Origin of the sequence: Chitinophaga arvensicola (assembly GCF_900110835.1) — a bacterium.
GTDB lineage: Bacteria > Bacteroidota > Bacteroidia > Chitinophagales > Chitinophagaceae > Chitinophaga > Chitinophaga arvensicola.
Window position 1 is genome coordinate 717,578 of record NZ_FOJG01000001.1, and the last position, 17,632, is coordinate 735,209.

Annotated in this window: 15 protein-coding genes and 1 tRNA gene; 7 read left to right on the plus strand and 9 right to left on the minus strand. The window is 44.4% G+C overall.

What is annotated here, in order from left to right; genetic code table 11:
* Window positions 1-10: 10 nt before the first annotated feature.
* Window positions 11-349: a PadR family transcriptional regulator gene (locus BMW79_RS03125; RefSeq protein WP_089890425.1), complete on the minus strand. Its 339-nt coding sequence runs from the start codon at window positions 347-349 to the stop codon at window positions 11-13.
* A gap of 382 nt (window positions 350-731) precedes the next feature.
* On the opposite strand from BMW79_RS03125, the gene BMW79_RS03130 reads away from it, so the two are divergent.
* The 3 genes from BMW79_RS03130 to BMW79_RS03140 all read left to right on the plus strand — a co-directional run bounded on the left by BMW79_RS03130 (window position 732) and on the right by BMW79_RS03140 (window position 3,622).
* Entirely contained in the window at window positions 732-1,025 is a 294-nt protein-coding gene (locus tag BMW79_RS03130) for a hypothetical protein (RefSeq protein ID WP_089890428.1), read from the plus strand.
* A 242-nt stretch (window positions 1,026-1,267) separates the two neighbouring features.
* The gene (locus BMW79_RS03135; protein ID WP_089890432.1) at window positions 1,268-2,887 is read left to right on the plus strand and encodes a SulP family inorganic anion transporter; all 1,620 of its coding nucleotides are present in this window, start codon (window positions 1,268-1,270) and stop codon (window positions 2,885-2,887) included.
* A gap of 48 nt (window positions 2,888-2,935) precedes the next feature.
* Entirely contained in the window at window positions 2,936-3,622 is a 687-nt protein-coding gene (locus BMW79_RS03140; RefSeq protein ID WP_089890434.1) for a carbonic anhydrase family protein, read from the plus strand.
* A 123-nt stretch (window positions 3,623-3,745) separates the two neighbouring features.
* On the opposite strand, the gene BMW79_RS03145 is transcribed toward BMW79_RS03140, so the two are convergent.
* The 3 genes from BMW79_RS03145 to BMW79_RS03155 form a co-directional block, all read right to left on the minus strand.
* Complete coding sequence (locus BMW79_RS03145; protein ID WP_089890437.1) at window positions 3,746-4,882, minus strand: methionine aminotransferase; 1,137 nt, start codon at window positions 4,880-4,882, stop codon at window positions 3,746-3,748.
* Window positions 4,883-4,982: 100 nt separating this feature from the next.
* Entirely contained in the window at window positions 4,983-6,074 is a 1,092-nt protein-coding gene (locus BMW79_RS03150) for a mannose-1-phosphate guanylyltransferase (protein ID WP_089890440.1), read from the minus strand.
* A 2-nt stretch (window positions 6,075-6,076) separates the two neighbouring features.
* Window positions 6,077-7,051, minus strand: a complete 975-nt coding sequence (locus BMW79_RS03155; protein WP_089890442.1) for a KpsF/GutQ family sugar-phosphate isomerase — start codon at window positions 7,049-7,051, stop codon at window positions 6,077-6,079.
* A gap of 156 nt (window positions 7,052-7,207) precedes the next feature.
* Here BMW79_RS03155 and recQ point away from each other — a divergent pair, with 156 nt between their 5' ends.
* The 3 genes from recQ to BMW79_RS03170 all read left to right on the plus strand — a co-directional run bounded on the left by recQ (window position 7,208) and on the right by BMW79_RS03170 (window position 10,360).
* Window positions 7,208-9,409 carry a DNA helicase RecQ gene (gene recQ / locus BMW79_RS03160; protein ID WP_089890445.1) on the plus strand — a complete coding sequence of 734 codons (2,202 nt, stop codon included), beginning with the start codon at window positions 7,208-7,210 and terminating at the stop codon, window positions 9,407-9,409.
* Window positions 9,410-9,437: 28 nt separating this feature from the next.
* Entirely contained in the window at window positions 9,438-10,205 is a 768-nt protein-coding gene (locus tag BMW79_RS03165) for a DUF3050 domain-containing protein (RefSeq protein WP_089890448.1), read from the plus strand.
* An 82-nt stretch (window positions 10,206-10,287) separates the two neighbouring features.
* Window positions 10,288-10,360 (plus strand) — tRNA-Phe (locus tag BMW79_RS03170).
* Between the two features lie 117 nt (window positions 10,361-10,477).
* Here BMW79_RS03170 and BMW79_RS03175 read toward each other — a convergent pair.
* From BMW79_RS03175 to BMW79_RS03195, 5 genes are all read right to left on the minus strand, one after another.
* Window positions 10,478-11,245 carry a class I SAM-dependent methyltransferase gene (locus BMW79_RS03175; protein WP_089890451.1) on the minus strand — a complete coding sequence of 256 codons (768 nt, stop codon included), beginning with the start codon at window positions 11,243-11,245 and terminating at the stop codon, window positions 10,478-10,480.
* Between the two features lie 180 nt (window positions 11,246-11,425).
* The gene (locus BMW79_RS03180; protein WP_143059054.1) at window positions 11,426-11,947 is read right to left on the minus strand and encodes a hypothetical protein; all 522 of its coding nucleotides are present in this window, start codon (window positions 11,945-11,947) and stop codon (window positions 11,426-11,428) included.
* Window positions 11,948-12,021: 74 nt separating this feature from the next.
* A complete protein-coding gene (locus BMW79_RS03185; protein WP_089890455.1) occupies window positions 12,022-12,822 on the minus strand; it encodes a lipid II flippase Amj family protein in 801 nt (266 codons plus the stop codon).
* Window positions 12,823-12,857: 35 nt separating this feature from the next.
* Complete coding sequence (locus BMW79_RS03190; RefSeq protein WP_143059055.1) at window positions 12,858-14,576, minus strand: FtsX-like permease family protein; 1,719 nt, start codon at window positions 14,574-14,576, stop codon at window positions 12,858-12,860.
* An 8-nt stretch (window positions 14,577-14,584) separates the two neighbouring features.
* On the minus strand, window positions 14,585-15,262 hold the full coding sequence (locus BMW79_RS03195; protein WP_089890462.1) for an ABC transporter permease: 678 nt from the start codon (window positions 15,260-15,262) through the stop codon (window positions 14,585-14,587).
* Between the two features lie 219 nt (window positions 15,263-15,481).
* On the opposite strand from BMW79_RS03195, the gene BMW79_RS03200 reads away from it, so the two are divergent.
* Window positions 15,482-17,626: an alpha-galactosidase gene (locus BMW79_RS03200; RefSeq protein WP_089890464.1), complete on the plus strand. Its 2,145-nt coding sequence runs from the start codon at window positions 15,482-15,484 to the stop codon at window positions 17,624-17,626.
* Window positions 17,627-17,632 lie beyond the last annotated feature (6 nt).

Genomic DNA, 17,632 nt, shown 5'->3' on the forward strand with positions numbered 1-17,632 from the left:
GTCTGCCTTGTTAAAGAGGTGTACTATTTTGTGTTAATTGATGCACGGCATTAGCCAGTTCATTCCAGGTACTTTCCAGTTCCTTATAAAAGGTTTCCCCTTTTTCGGTCATGGAAAAATATTTCCTTGGGGGACCGGAACTGCTTTCTACCCAACGATACGTGAGTAATTCCGCATTTTTCAATCTTGTTAATAAAGGATAAAGTGTGCCCTCCAGGATATCCAGCTTTGCTTCCTTCATCTTTTCGATGATATCTGAAGGGTAAGCTTCTCCTTGCTTTATGACGGACAAAATGCAAAACTCCAGCACTCCCTTCCTCATCTGCGATTGTGTGTTATCAATGTTCATGGCAAGTGAGCTTTAATGTTTTTTCTAATGGTGGTTTCTGACAGTTATTAAAGTGAATATGATAGCTATTATTTCTACTTTACGATACAAAAATAGGAAACTTTTACTACTATGCAATACACAATACCATAGAAAGCAAAATAACTTGCTTTAAATGTTACCCGGCAAAACCAGTAAAAGGCCCGCTGGAAGTGAATTTTACTTAAAAAACAGGTTATAACGGCTATTTTTTAATAATGATGACCGGTATTTAGGAAGGATAAGTGGAAGATAGCGACCATAGGCCGTTTTTATGTTAAAATCCTTTAACATTTTTTTAATTGGCAATATTTACTATTTATGCTCAGCCTCTATTACATTTGCATTAAGCGTATTATAAAACATGAAGAAAATTATCGGCATATTCCTGCTGGCACTCATGGTGTCTCAACTGCTTCCGATCAAGGAAGTTGGGAAGCTGCTGTTTAATAATCAGATTGTGGAAGAGCATCCGGTAGATGCTGGAGGTGATCATATAAAGATTGCGAAAGAACTTAAATTTTGCAAACAGTTTGATGAACTTCAGTTTAATCCTTTGCTCATCATTGGTATACTTCAATATCATTTAATGGAAGATATCCCTAGCAACCCTGCTCAGGAAATACACGCTCCCCCTCCAAATATGCACATAGCATAATCTCGTTTTTGCAGTTGTCATTACAACAGCTGTATTCTCTATTCATTTATTTCTTTTTACGCTATTATTACTGCCTGGGAAACGTGTATCCGTTATCGTGATACCCGTCTTAAACCCTTAACAGCAGTTCATTACTATCATTTGTAGCTTCCACGGTTGCAGCAATAGCTGCTATCCGGAGCTGCGATCCCTCAACGGAAAAGCATATTTTATGAACAAGCAAACATCTTTATTCTCTAAATATAAAAGGCGATTTTTCAGCCGGCCTTGTTGTCTTCCTCATTGCGGTGCCGTTGTGCCTTGGCATAGCACTGGCCTCCGGGGCGCCGCTGTTTGCCGGAATGATTTCCGGTATCGTGGGTGGCCTCGTTATTGGCTTTCTCAGTGGCTCGCAATTGAGTGTAAGCGGACCAGCAGCGGGACTTACCGCCGTAGTGCTGGTGGCTATTACAAAACTAGGCGCCTTCGACATATTCCTCCTGAGTGTGGTAATAGGCGGCGCCATTCAGCTGATCCTTGGTCTGATAAAAGCGGGTACAGTAGCCAACTACTTCCCTTCTAATGTCATCACCGGGATGCTTACCGCCATTGGTATCATCATTATCCTGAAACAATTACCGCACGCATTTGGCTATGATGCCGATTCTGAAGGTGATTTTACCTTTTTTCAGGTAGATGGCGAAAATACTTTCAGTGCCTTGTTCTCTGCGATTAACCACATCAGCATTGGGGCAACACTGATTACGATTATTTCCATTTTCATTATTCTGTACTGGAGCAAGATCCCGAAACTCAATGTAGTGCCAGCGCCACTGGTAGCAGTAATTACCGGAATATTGCTGAATAGCGCATTTTCCGGCAGTGAGCTGCTGGCACTGGGATCTAATCACCTGGTTTCCTTACCCGTACCAGACAGCTTCAGCGATTTCGTGGGACAATTCACCCTCCCGAGATTCAGCGCTATTGGCAACAAGGAAGTATGGATCACTGCTATTACCCTCGCGATAGTAGCCTCTGTGGAAACCCTGCTGAATGTGGAAGCCACCGACAAACTGGATCCGATGAAACGTTATACGTCTCCCAACCGGGAACTGAAAGCGCAGGGCGTGGGTAATATGGTCAGTGGTTTAATCGGAGGATTACCAATCACCTCTGTGATTGTACGTTCCAGCGCCAACATCAATGCTGGTGGTAAAACGAAACTCTCTACCATGGTACATGGTGCATTGTTGCTCGTTTGTACCGCCTTGATCCCGGTGGTGTTAAACAAAATTCCGCTGGCGACGCTGGCAGCAGTACTACTGGTAACCGGTTACAAACTGTGCAAAATTTCCATTTTTAAGGAAATGTTCAAAAACGGTAAATACCAATGGGTACCTTTCGCTGTTACTGTAGTAGCGATCGTTTTCACAGATCTGCTGGTGGGTATTGCACTGGGTATGGTTGTAAGTGTACTGGCCATCTTACGTGGTAACATGAAAAGCTCTTATTATTTCCGTAAAGAAAAATATAACAGCGGCGATAGTATCCGCCTGGAACTGGCCCAGGAAGTTTCTTTCCTGAATAAAGCCAGCATCCTGCTCACGTTGGATCACATACCAGGAAATATCACCCTGGTGATTGATGCACACAAAACTGCCTACATCGACTTTGATGTATTGCAGACCATCCGTGAGTTCAAGGATATCAAAGCGCCACAAAAAAATATCAAGGTGATCCTGACGGGGTTTAAAAATGTGTATAACATTCAGAATACACCAGACCTTACCTCAGAAGAACAAACGAGGCTAAGCTCTCCACAGGTTCACACCATTTCTTCCGGTAACCATAAAGAATTATTGAAAGAACTGCAGTTAAATTAATCACGACGGATACCATGCTTATCATCCGTTTATTTCCAATTTCAAAAAATGACAATCATGAAAACACTCAATAAAGCATCTCAAGCAAGTATTACTCCGAAGAAAGCACTGGAACTCCTGCAGGCAGGTAACACCCGCTTTGTGGAAAACCTTCGTCTGAACCGTAACCTGTTGCAGATGGTCAACGATACCTCCGATGGCCAGTGGCCGATGGCGGCAATTGTAAGCTGTATGGATTCCCGCACTTCCGCCGAACTGATTTTTGATCAGGGCCTGGGTGATATCTTCAGCATTCGTTTAGCCGGTGCTGTTATCTCAGACAACGTGCTGGGCAGCCTGGAATATGCGTGTAAAGTTGCCGGTTCAAAATTCATCGTGGTACTTGGGCACACCAAATGTGGTGCTATCAAAGGCGCCTGCGATGCCATAGAACTGGGTAACCTGACCGGGTTATTAAATAAAATTTCTCCGGCTGTTTTTGCGGAAAAAACAATTAAGGAAGAACGCAACTCCCACAATCCTGATTTCGTGGAAGCTGTTAACAATATCCATGTAGAGCGCTCTGTGCAGGCTATTATACAGCAAAGTAACATTCTCCGGGACATGATCCAGAAAGGAGAAATCGGTATCATTGGCGCTATCTATGACGTAGAAACAGGTGTGGTAACCTTTATGGAGCATACCCTGAACCTGGAAAATAATAAAACGCAGGAAGTAACAGCTGTCGCTGTTTAAACGATCTGCTTTTTATAGAGGAGAATAAACTTGCTTTTTCATAAAAAAAGAGGGAGGCTTTAATAACACGTCTGATCAATTATTTAAAGGCATTGATCGGGCTGTTATTAATAGCCTCCTTTTTTATATATGCTGCAATCTTGCTGCGGCCTGCTCCAATGTGACCGATTTCTTGGCAAAGCAAAAACGGATCACATGGTCATCTTTTCCATCCTGGTAAAAAGCAGATACGGGTATCACTGCTACTCCATATTCTTTGGTCATACGGATAGCAAAATCTTTATCTCCCTCATCAGATATCCGGTCGTACTTCATCAGCTGAAAGTAGCTTCCCTGGCTGGCCAATGGCGTAAACCGGGTGTCTTTCATCAATGTCAGGAAATAATCTCTTTTCTGCTGGTAAAAGGCGGGTAACTCCAGGTAATGTGAGGGCGTTTCCAGGAATTTAGCCAATCCATACTGCATAGGGGTGTTTACCGAAAAACAAAGATACTGGTGCACTTTCCGGTATTCCTTCATCAGGTGTTCCGGCGCTACACAATAGCCCATTTTCCAACCGGTATTATGAAATACTTTCCCAAAAGAAAAGGTAACAAAGCTGTTGCGGAAAATAGCAGGATAACGCAGGATACTATGATGCTGCGCGCCGTCGAAAATTAAATGCTCATATACTTCATCGGACAATACCAGCAGGTTAAATTCTGCTACCAGCTTTTCGAGTTCTGCTATATCGTTTTCCTGTAAAATGCTTCCTGTAGGATTATGCGGCGTGTTCAGCATAATCATTTTTGTACGCTGGGTGATCTTACTTCTCACCTCTGCCCAGTTGATCCGGTAATCGGGAAACGACAGGGAAATCAGGACAGGAACACCTCCATTTACCAATACATTGGGGATATAGCTGTCGTAAGCCGGCTCAAAAATGATCACTTCATCACCTGGATGAATACACGTAGCAATAGCAGTAAAAATAGCATAGGTGCCGCCGGGGGTGATGGTGATTTCCGTATCCGGGTTAACGGATTGCTGATAGAGGTTACTGATTTTTCCGGCAATAGCAGAACGAAGAGGCATGAGTCCGGGCATGGGGGCATATTGATTGTGTCCCTGTTGCATGGCTTCATTTACCATTGCTTTCAATTCATCGCTGCAGTCGTAATCGGGAAATCCCTGGGAGAGGTTAATAGCCTGATGAGTAGCTGCCAGGCCTGACATGACAGTAAATATGGTGGTGCCTACGTTGGGCAGTTTTGAAACCATGTGTTGATTTTTTGATATTGAAATTTAGATCTTTAGTTTCAGACAGGATAGCTTTCCTGCATTAAATATCTAAATTTCAATATCAAAAAACCGAAAATCTTTAGAGGAACTTCTCGCCTTTATTGCGTTTTATTTCCCCAACATATTCTTTGATCTGTTGTTCGTTCTCTTTTTTGCAGATGAGTAGTACATCATTGGTGTCTATCACGATGAACTCGTCGAGCCCCTGGAGGAGTACCAGTTTCTCGTTGGGTACTTTTATCATGCATTTGGTAGCATCAATTACCACCACATTCTTACCCTGCACGGCGTTGCCGAGATAATCCTTTTCCAGGTTCTCATAAGCGGAAGCCCATGTACCGAGGTCACTCCAGCCGAAGTTGGAAGGAATCACATACACATTGCTGGCTTTTTCCATGATGCCATAGTCAATAGAGATATTGGTACACTGTGGATACACCTTTTCAATGGCCTCTTTTTCCTGTGGCGTATTGAGTGCAGGTGTTGCCTGTTCAAAGAGTTCATCTATCTCCGGAAGATATTGTTTAAAGGCTGCCAGGATGGTTTTAACATTCCAGACAAAGATGCCGGCATTCCAGAGGAAGTCGCCGCTTTGCAGGAAAGTTTTCGCCAGCTCCAGGTTCGGTTTTTCTGTAAACGTCTTAACCTGGTATACATTATCCGCCACGTGTTGTGGTTCAAACTGAATATAGCCGTAACCGGTATCGGGCCGGGTTGGTTTAATACCCAGTGTTACAAGGGCGCTGTTTTTCTGAACAAACAGTAATGCGTTTAAACAGGCATTGGTAAATGCGGGTCCATCCATGATCAGGTGATCTGCCGGCGCGCAAATGATATTGGCCAGCGGATCCTGTTTATGGATTTTATGGGAGATATATGCTACGCAGGGCGCTGTATTTTTGCGGGAAGGTTCGCTCACAATATTAGCGGTGGGTAATTCCGGCAGCTGATCACTTACCTTGCTGGTATACTGGTGGTGTGTCACCACAAATATATTTTCCTTCGGGATGAACTGCGCGAAGCGTTCATAAGTCCATTGGAGCAGGGTTTTTCCTGTGTTCAGGATATCCAGGAACTGCTTGGGATTGTCTGTGCGGCTGTGGGGCCAAAAGCGGCTGCCTATACCCCCTGCCATTATTGCCACATAAAAATGGCTGTTCAGCTGTGTCATTTCTAAATAATTCCTTCTCTGATTAAATCATGTAAGTGAATAATACCCTGGTATCGCTCTCCGTCCATTACCAGCAATTGAGTAATATCATGTTGGCGCATCATTTCTAAAGCATTGATGGCCAACTGATCTTGTTGGATCATTTTTGGGTGGAGCGACATTATATCTTTAGCCGTAACAGCGGCTGTAGGAACATTTTTCTCCAGCATTCTGCGCAGGTCACCATCTGTAATAATTCCCTGCAATAATCCATTTTCGTCTACTACGGCGGTTACGCCCAGCATCTTGGAGGAGATTTCCACAATCACTTCTCTCAGCGAACTGTTTGATAATACCTGTGGTGCCTGGTGCTGTTTGCTCAGGTCGCCCACCTTAAGGTACAATTTCTTTCCTAAAGCTCCTCCGGGATGGAATTTTGCAAAGTCTGCTGCCGTAAATCCGTGCCATTCTATGAGACAAACGGCCAGTGCGTCACCCATTGCCAGTTGTGCAGTGGTACTGGTAGTGGGTGCGAGGTTATTCGGGCAGGCTTCCTGACTAACGGTGGTATTCAGTATGTAGTCTGCTTCCTGGGCTAAAAACGAGGCGGTATTCCCCACCATGGCAATTAAAGTGTTGCCAAAGTTCTTCACCAGGGGTACCAGTACCTTTATTTCTGCTGAACTACCACTCTTAGAAATACACATCACCACGTCTTCCTCGCGGATCATCCCCAGGTCTCCGTGGATAGCATCTGCAGCGTGCATAAAAAGCGCCGGTGTGCCGGTAGAATTAAATGTTGCTACCATTTTCTGGGCGATAATGGCGCTTTTACCTATCCCGGTAACCACAAGCCGACCCTGGCATTGCGCGATCCTTTCAACAACTTTTTCAAAATCTGCATCTATAAACTGCTGCAAATCATTAATAGCTGATGCCTCCATCGCAATTGTGCGTCTGGCTACCTGTCCTATGTTAATAGTTTGATTCCTTTTCATGGCGATTTACAAATTTATCATTTTTTAACCAGCACTGGAACGGTCAAGTAATTTATATTGATACTCCGCGCTTTTTTAAGTAACTTCGTGTCCCCTAAAAAACATATAAATATATTTCGTCATTTGTTGGTTCTTTAGAGTTAAAATTTGAATGCAATGGCTGTTGTTAAGGAACGTTTGATGGATGCATTACGCGAACACTTCGGGTTCGATTCCTTTAAGGGAAATCAGGAAAAAATTATTAATAGCATCCTCTCAGGCAAAGATACTTTTGTTATAATGCCAACTGGTGGAGGCAAGTCACTATGCTACCAATTACCGGCACTGATGAGTCCGGGGTGTGCGCTGATCGTATCGCCTCTTATTGCGTTGATGAAAAATCAGGTAGACCTCGTAAGAGGCTATAGCAGTAAGGACAATGTGGCACATTTTCTAAACTCCACCTTATCCAAGGCGCAGATCAAGAAAGTGCGGGCTGACCTGACGGCGGGTAAAACCAAGCTGCTGTATGTGGCGCCGGAAACACTCACCAAACAGGAAAACCTGGATTTCTTCAAGGAACTGGAGATTTCATTTATTGCGGTAGATGAGGCACACTGTATTTCTGAATGGGGACACGATTTCAGACCGGAATACCGCCGTTTGAAGGAGATGATCGACCAGATCAGCGACAACCTCCCTATCATTGCGCTAACCGCTACCGCGACTCCTAAAGTGCAAAGCGATATCGTAAAGAACCTGGCACTGAACAAAGCCAATATCTTCATTTCTTCCTTTAACCGTCCTAACCTGTATTATGAAATCAGGGCAAAACGCAAGAAAGAACAAACCATCAAGGATATTGTCAAGTTTATCCACCTTCATAAAGGTAAAAGCGGTATCATCTACACCCTGAACCGCAAAACAACCGAAGAACTGGCGGATATGCTGGTTGCCAACGGCGTGAAGGCAGTAGCCTACCACGCCGGCCTGGATCCTACTACCAGGGCGCAACGCCAGGATATGTTCCTTCATGAGGATACAGAAGTAATTGTGGCTACCATTGCCTTTGGAATGGGAATCGACAAACCGGACGTACGCTTCGTGATTCACTACAATATTCCCAAAAGCCTGGAAAACTATTACCAGGAAACCGGACGTGCAGGAAGAGACGGACTCGAAGGACATTGTATCTGTTACTATTCCCATAAAGATGTTCAGAAACTGGAACACCTCATGCGGGATAAATCCCTCAGCGAACGCGAAATGGGGGCACAACTGATCAACGAAACCGTGGCCTATGCTGAAAGCGCCGTTTGCCGCCGCAGGGTGATCCTTCATTACTTCGGTGAACATTACGAAACAGAAAACTGCGGTCAATGCGATAACTGTCGTAATCCGAAAGAAAAAATAGAGGTTAAAAACCGTGTGGTGATCATGCTGAAAGCCATCCGCGCCCTGGAAGAGCGCTTTGGCAGCGAATATGTGATCAACATCATTACAGGTAAAACCAGCCCCCAGATCAACACTTACCGGCATGATAAACTGGAAGTGTTTGGAGAAGGAAAAGAATTTGATGCACACTTCTGGAATTCCCTCATGCGTCAGATGATGCTGGAAGGACTGATAGAGAAAGATATTGAAGAATACGGCCTGCTGAAAGTAACCGACAAAGGGACCAAATTCCTCAAAAAACCATACTCCATCATGGTGGCGCTGAATCATCAGTTTGATGAAGATGCGATGGATGAAGAAGAAGAAGCAGCAGCCGAAGCACAGGCTTCCGCAGATCCTGCCTTATTCGAAATGCTGAAGGAGCTGCGTAAGAAAGTGTCGAAGGAAAAAAATCTGCCTCCTTTCGTCATCTTCCTGGAAACATCTCTGGAAGACATGGCCACCCAATACCCTACTACGGTTCAGGAACTGGAAAAAATCCAGGGCGTGAGCAAGGGGAAAGCGGTTCGCTATGGAAAACAGTTCCTGGATGTGATTACCCGGTATGTGGAAGAAAACAACATCACCAAGCCAGACGATTTCGTCATGAAAAGCGTGGTGAATAAAAGCGGTATGAAAGTATTTATTATCCAGAATATCGATAAGAAAATACCGCTGGAAACCATCGCTAAAAACAAGGAACTCTCTCTTTCCCAGTTACTCGATGAAATGGAAACCATTGTAGCCAGTGGTACCAAACTGAATATCGACTACTGCCTGGATGAAGAACTCGATGACTATGCACAGGATGAAATCATGGAGTATTTCAAGGGTTGCGAAACTTCCAGTCTCGCCCTCGCCAGGGAAGAACTGATCGAAAATGATTATTCGCTTGAGCAACTGAAACTGATGCGTATAAAATTCCTGGTAGTATACGGTAACTAATGCCGGCTACCAGGCCAAATAATACCCGATGAGTATCAAACAAATACAGGAAACCATTGCCTCCAACAGGGAGAAAGTAGTAACGCATCCCCTATACGCCGAACTGCAAACGCTGGAAGATGTACGCACCTTTATGCAATACCATGTATATGCCGTATGGGATTTCATGTCTTTGCTGAAGGGATTACAGCAACAACTTACCTGCGTAAATGTACCCTGGGTGCCCGTAGGCAGCGCCGCCACCCGCTATCTGATCAATGAAATTGTTACTGGAGAAGAAAGCGATGTGGATAAAGAAGGGAACCGTTGCAGTCATTTTGAACTTTATGAGCGGGCCATGCAACAGGCAGGGGCTGATTCCGGCCCAATAGAGGCTATTATCGCCGATATAAAAGCCGGACAGTCTATTCAAAGCATCCTGGGCAAATCTCCGCTTCCTGAGGCTGTAAAGGGCTTTCTCGGTTTTACTTTTGAAGTAATTGCTACCGGAAAGGCGCACATTATGGCAGCGGTATTTACTTTTGGCCGGGAAGATCTCATCCCTGACATGTTCCTTGCACTGGTTAAAGACCTGGACCAAAAATTCCCGGGCAAGCTCGACACTTTTATTTATTACCTCGAAAGACATATCGAAGTAGACGGTGATCATCATAGTCAACTGGCCATGCAAATGGTAAATGAGTTATGTGGCGACGATAAAAATAAATGGCAGGAAGCCGCCGAATATGCCCGTCTGTCGCTGCATTGGCGGCATGAACTGTGGAGCGGTATCCTGAACGAAAAAGTAATTTTATAAATTTTTTTAGAAAAAATTTTGCAATTCAAAAGATTGTATTACTTTTGCAATCCCCTCACGAGAGAGGGCATAAAAAAAGGATGGTGCGGTAGCTCAGTTGGTAGAGCAAAGGACTGAAAATCCTTGTGTCGCCGGTTCGATCCCGGCTCACACCACAGAAAAAAGATCACTGAAAAGTGGTCTTTTTTTTTGCCCATAAGTGCCGGTAAATAATACGGCATTCAATCCCGTCATTATTTACCGGCACCTGTTTATCAGGTCTCTCCCGTTCATCAACTTCTTTTCCTCACCAGCTGAAAATCATCTGTTCCCACTAATCCATATTCCTGGATATCCTTCGCTGAAAACAACTTTCTAAAAGGAATAAAAATAGTTTCAAAACCGGCTTCTATCAGCTTCCGGGCATAGTCTTCCCCGTAATATCGGATATGCCCGGGATCTCCGTAAACGAGCGCCCGCTGTTCCGGACTGGTAATGCTATCGTCTTCATGCGTTACCTTCAGCCCAGGCTTAATAGGTACCTGGATCAACGCAATGCCTCCTGGCTTCAATACGCGGAATAACTCACTGATGGCCTTCCTGTCTTCCTTAATATACTCAAGTACATGTGAACAAAGGATAACATCAAAGCTATCGTCGGCCATCTCCGGCATATGCACAATGTCCAGGTAAATAGTATCTCCCGGGTAGGTACGCTCAAAAGAGGGGGCAAACTTATCAGCAGGCACGTAATCAAGGCCTTTCAACTCCTTGAAATACCTGTAAAAAATGGCCTCCGGACCAATATGCAGCAGCCTTTTTCCAGCCCTGATAAAGTCCGGTGTGCGCTGCATATACAGCCATAAAGCCCGATCCCTTTCATTGGAACGACAACGTGGACACATCCCGGGACGCTGGTCCACTCCTATCGGGAGAAACCGGGAAAAAGATTGTTCACAACAGGGACAACTCACGTTAGTCCCCCGATAATAAAAACCCCGCAATTGCAGGTACACGGGCAAAGCCGTTTTCTTCAGAATTTTCTTGACAATGGGTTGCATTAGCTACAGATTAGATTAGTCAGGCTATAGGTATCGATACGTGAAATTCAATTACCGAATACAGGACATTATTCTGCCGGCCAATTATAACCAGCCGGCATGGATCAACTTTAATACTTAAAATGAGTGATTGCGTCTTCTTCCTTTCTTACAACCGATAAGTGTGCGTACGTGAAAATTTTATAGCGTTGTTTCAGATCTTCCATCCAGGATTTTCCGGATGAACTCTTTTACTTCCTCCACCCGTTCTCTAAAGCGAAGCTCCGATTGGGTAATTAACCGGTCAAACATGTGGATGCTGCCGTTTTTTACCTGGAGTTCCAACTGCGTTAGCATTGCAGGGCATATTATTTTCTTATCAAGCCAGCTGGAGGTTAATACAAGATAATAAATTTCAAACGCAGATTGATTAAAATACGTGAAGATTTTCTTTACATCCAGCATACTGCTGTCAAAGATCAGTGACAGGTTCAGCAGGAAAGAAGTATCCGCAGCATGGTGATATTGTATAACAGATTTTATACGCTGCAGATGATCTTCCGTTACCGCATATGGCGGCGGAGCGTTAATAACTATAAACTTTTCAAGCCATCCTGCATCCAGTTTTATAGGCTGTTTAAAAGCATAAAACTGTTTTCTCTGAAACAGGTGTTGTATGGTTCTTGTTTTGCCTGAATGCGGGTTACCAACAACAACAAACAATTTTCTAGGATAAAAATTCATCTCCAAAAAACCAAAAAAAAACGCGTTCGTCTGTTAATCAAATGTAAATAGCATTATACTTTTTCCGCCAGAAATGCAATCAGATGAGCGCCCGGTAAAAAAAGCACCTGTGCCAGTAAAGTACCCACGATTCTCGCCAGTATCATATGGGAGATGAACTTCCTGAAATCTGCTTCCGATAATTTGCCCAATACCACATCGTCCGTAAGCACCGATAAATGGGGATCAATAAACAATGCCATCAGCACTGTTGCTACTCCGTTTATAACGCCCGACAGATTACTCGCCGTAGTTCTGTACTCCGGGTTCAGATACGCTGCATATACACACGATAATACCGCAATGGTAATAATAGCAGTAGCTACTACATTATAAAAAAAAATGCGCCAGGGGAAATTGTTTCTTGCAGGTAGTGCCAGTAACTGTTGCTTCGTGGGCATTCGTATATTCTCCTTCAGAAACTGCATGCCCGCGCCGGAAAAGCCAAGATAAAACAATCGGGGAACAGATCTGTAAATGCTGAAATGTACAACTGCCTTTAATAATAAACGTTGAAAAGTAGGAATCAGTAGTACACCTCCAATAGCCCCTGCTGTACAGGAAGCAATAATATACCGGAAGATGAGCTCATTGGAAAACACACCCTGCTTCAGATGCTGCTCCACTGTTTTCGCCAGCAGCGGCGCCTGCAACGTATTGGCGGTACGTGATAATAAAACCAATATGTTGAAAAGAGAAAAAGTAATGGCAATTCTCCCCGTCCTTACCCCTATTATCCTGACAGCATAAGATAACGTAGTCATCCCGTTAATAAACATAGTAAGGATCAACACAATGATTATCTGGGTAGTCATTTCAGCAACAATTTAAGGTACTGCTAAAATAACTTTTATTCCGTTCTTAAACTCCTTACCGGATCTGTTGCGGCCAAACGCCGCGTCATTACAATAATAACAGCTGCCACAAGTACTGTCATCAACACTCCTACTCCTACAAAAGGAAATGCACCCATGTGAATGCTATAGGCATAATCCATCAGCCAATGCTGTAACAGGTACCAGGATAACGGCCAGGCTATCAGGTTGGAGACAATGATAATGCCTGAGAATTCTTTTATAAAAAGAAGCGTGATATTTAACCCTGATGCGCCGAGTACTTTCCTTATTCCCATTTCCTTACCTCTTTTTGTGATACTCAGGGTAACAATACCCAACACTCCCAATAATACGATCATTAATGCTACCACTGTAGCCGCCTTCGCAGCTCTCTGCATCTGCGTTTCGGTTTCATACAACTGTGCCAGGCTATCATCCAGAAATCTGAAATCGAAAGGCGTGTCCGGGAAAACAGTCTGCCACTTGCGTTGTAAAGCGGCCATCTGTGCGGTAGTATTACCCGGGCGCAACTGGAAGGATATAAAGCGGTAAATGTTCTGGGCCTCCACCGGCTGAAAGTAAACGGGCGTAATGGCATCATGCAGTGACCCGAAATGAAAATCTCTTGTAACACCGCTCACATAAAGCACCTGGTTAAAATTGTACAAGCGCAGTGGCTGATTTATCGCTGCTGCGGCGCTCTTCCATCCCAGGGCCTTTACCGCTGCTTCGTTGATCACGATCTTTGCCGAATCGCCGGCATTTCCTTCATAAAAGGCACCTGCATTCAGTTTAATATTATAGGTTTTCAGAAAGTACTCATCTGTGCTAAGTCTAGCAGCAGCAATGGCCGTACTGGAATCATTTTCCGGCCGGTATATCATGGCAGATCCACTATTGGCACCATCCATAATTTCATAGGCAAAAGCCGCTTCTTTTACTTCCGGCATCGCCCGGAATTCATCGCGCATAAGCTTCATATGAGCAACGCCCGCAGGTGTCCAATCCCTCGGTACGGGTACTGTTACAACTTTATCTTTGGTAAAACCCAGGTCAGAGTTAAAAAAATAACTCACCTGTTTGTCTATCACTATTGCCGCTACAAATACAACGATAGCTGTTACGAATTGCACCGTCACCAATGAACGACGGAATAATAATTTCTCTTTTATGTTACGCAGCTTTCCTTTCAACGCAGTTACAGATGGCTGGGCCGACAATACAAATGCAGGATATATACCCGCCAGCAATCCTGTTGTGCCTATTACCAATACCGGTAATACCGCAAACCAGGTTGGCAGGGAAGATAAACCCGCTATTTCCTTTCCAATCATCAGGCTGAAGTAGGGCCTTAACAGGAAAAATAATCCCAATGCCAACAGGAATGAAAAAGCAGCCACCAGTATCGATTCCGTAATAAACTGGAAGATCAACTGCCGCCGCCTCCCTCCCATCGCTTTTCGTACGCCTATTTCCTTTAGTCTCGTTAATGAGTTTCCAATAGAAATATTCACAAAATTAATAATTGCCATCAGCAGGATAAACAAGGCAATCAAAGAAAAAACAACGATCATTTTTCCTGCTATCCCTTTATACATCGTCAGGTATGCGTTTTTTAACGCCATCGGCACCACTTCCAGGGAACGCTGAACATCGGGAGAAGTATTTTCTTTCAGCAACGTTTTCAACGGCACCTTCAGCTGTGCCGCAGTAACACCGGGCTTCAGCAACACGTATCCCACTATATAGGGTGACTGCCAGCTGTAAAGCCGGCCTGCCTGCCAAAGTAACGAATGCTGGCTGGCGCAAGAAATATTTCATTACCCGGTTTGGAATAGTTGGTGATGGTATTAAACGGCAAATCCTTTATGACAGCAGTCACTTCGAAGTCATCATTTCTGCCGTCAAAAGATTTTATCTTCAGCAACCTGCCTACCACATCTGTTTTACCAAAATACAAGCGGGCCTTCTTTTCCGTAATTACCACCGCATTCGCTTTATCCATCGCGGTGCGCGGATCTCCGTATACCACCGGAAAATTAAACACCTCAAAGAAGGTCGAGTCTCCAGGGTGTATGCCTTCCCGGAAATACTTATCTCCAACCGATACCACGGTTGTAATCGCATCATGCGCATATGCTTTCTCTATCAAAGCAGGATAATTATCCTGTAATGCTTTAGTAAGGGATCCGAACGTTGTAAATTCAACACCCGATTCAGGATTCGCCCATTTGCTTTTCAACAGAAAAATACGATCACTATTCTTTACAAAATGATTTACCTGGAATTCGCCCCAGGCATAGATTCCTATCAGCAATACGAATGTAATACCGATAGCTAATCCCAGAATATTTACCACAGCAAAAAAACGGTTCTTCACGATGTTCCTCCAGGCGATCAGAAAATAATTCTTTATCATAAATCAGGATGAATAGTGAATTTGTCTCTCACGAAAAAAATGCCGCATTATAAGTCTATAGTAATCAATATCATCTCTCCCCTTTTCTGTCCGAAACTGAACAAAAAATGTTCGCTTCTGCACAGGGTAAAAAAGAATCGCTTTTTAAGAAAATAAGCCTATACACCCTTTCTTTTTATTTGTACTTTGTACACTTATTCCACCTAGTAAATGTTTAGCATGAAAAAAATACTCTGTGTCAGCCTTATTCTGTTGACTCATTGGGCATCCGGACAAGATAAAACCATCCGCATCGCCACGCGCAATATCAGCCTTGTATATGGCATCAACCGGGAAGGCAGATTGGTACAGCAATACTTCGGGCAACAGCTGCAACCCCAGCAGGCAGACGCCCTGGCCAATGGCAAACAGGAAGCCTATGTTACTGCTGGTATGGAAAGTCTGCTGGATCCTGCCATCCGTATGGTTCATAACGATGGTAATCCTTCCCTGGAATTGAAATATGATACCCACACTTCCTCAAAAAACAGCGACGATATTACTGTTACCACTGTGACGATGAAAGATCCGGCGTATCCTGTCACCGTTATACTGCATTTCGAAGCCTACTATAAAGAAGATATTATCAAAGCCTGGACAGAGATAAGCCATAGTGAAAAAAAGCCTGTGCTGTTAACGGCTTACGCCTCTTCCATGCTCCATCTTAAAGCAGATAAATACTGGTTAACGCAATTTCATGGCGACTGGGCCAAAGAAGTGGATATGCCGGAACAATACCTCACTGCCGGGATGAAGATCCTTGACAGCAAACTGGGGGTTAGAGCCAACATGCTGCAATCCCCCCTGTTCCTGCTCTCCCTTGATCATCCTGCAGAAGAAGAAAGTGGCGAGGTGCTGGCAGGTACGCTGGCCTGGACCGGGAACTTTAAATTTGGTTTTGAAGTAGATGAGCATAATTCTCTGCACATCAATGCAGGTATCAATCCTTACGCCAGCGACTACACGCTGAAGCCGAACGAAGTATTCACCACACCAGCATTTATTTTCACGTTATCGGCCAAAGGAAAAGGCGCTGCCAGTCGTAGCTTTCACCGTTGGGCCCTCGACTATGGCATTCTCGATGGACACGCTCCCCGCCTCACCCTGCTCAATAACTGGGAAGCCACCGGCATGGACTTCAACGAACAAAAACTCACCAGTCTCTTTGGCGGCGCCAAAAAACTGGGCGTCGACCTCTTCCTGCTGGACGACGGCTGGTTTGCCAATAAATTCCCCCGGAATGCAGACAATGCCGGATTGGGCGACTGGGAACACAATACCTCCAAACTCCCTCATGGGCTGGGCTACCTGGTAACAGAAGCGGAAAAACAGGGCGTGAAATTCGGTATCTGGCTGGAACCGGAAATGGTTAATCCCAAAAGTGAACTATATACGAAGCATCCTGATTGGGTGCTGCGCCTGCCCAACCGGGCCGAAAACTATTTCCGTCAACAGATGGTGCTGGACCTTACCAATCCCGCTGTACAGGACTTTGTATATGGTGTAGTAGACAAAACCATGTCAGAAAATCCAGGTATTGCCTATATCAAATGGGATTGTAACCGGATGCTCACTAACACCTGGTCGCCCTATCTGAAAGAAAAACAATCACACCTGTTCATCGAATACACCCGCAGTTTATATAAAGTGCTTGACCGCGTGAGGGCAAAATATCCACACCTGCCGATCATGCTATGCTCCGGTGGTGGCGGCCGTACAGATTATGGTGCATTAAAGTATTTCACAGAATTCTGGCCCAGCGATAATACCGATGGACTTGACAGGATCTATATCCAATACGGCTACTCGCATTTCTTCCCGGCTAACACCATCGCCGCACACGTCACCAACTGGGGACATCAATCGCTGAAATTCCGCACAGATGTGGCTATGATGGGTAAACTCGGCTATGATATAAAAGTGGACGACTTTACCGATAAAGAGTTGCAATTCAGCCAGGATGCCGTAACTACGTATAAGCGTATCAGTGATATCGTATGGCATGGCAATCTTTATCGTCTCATTTCTCCCTATAAGGAGAACAGAGCTGTATTCCAGTATACGAGTGATGATCAGCAGAAAACAGTTATTTTCAGTTACCTGATGAACATCTCCAAAAACGATGTATTTACACCGGTAAAATTACAAGGACTGGATCCTCAAAAAAACTATCGGATAAAGGAGATCAACCTGTTTCCGGATACACATAGCTCCTATCATTTCGATAAAGTTTACAGCGGCGATTTCCTGATGAAGGAAGGCCTTCAACTGGTAGCAGGCCGCCGCTCCCTCAGCAGCAATATCCTCGAAATAACGGCCGAATAACGGTTA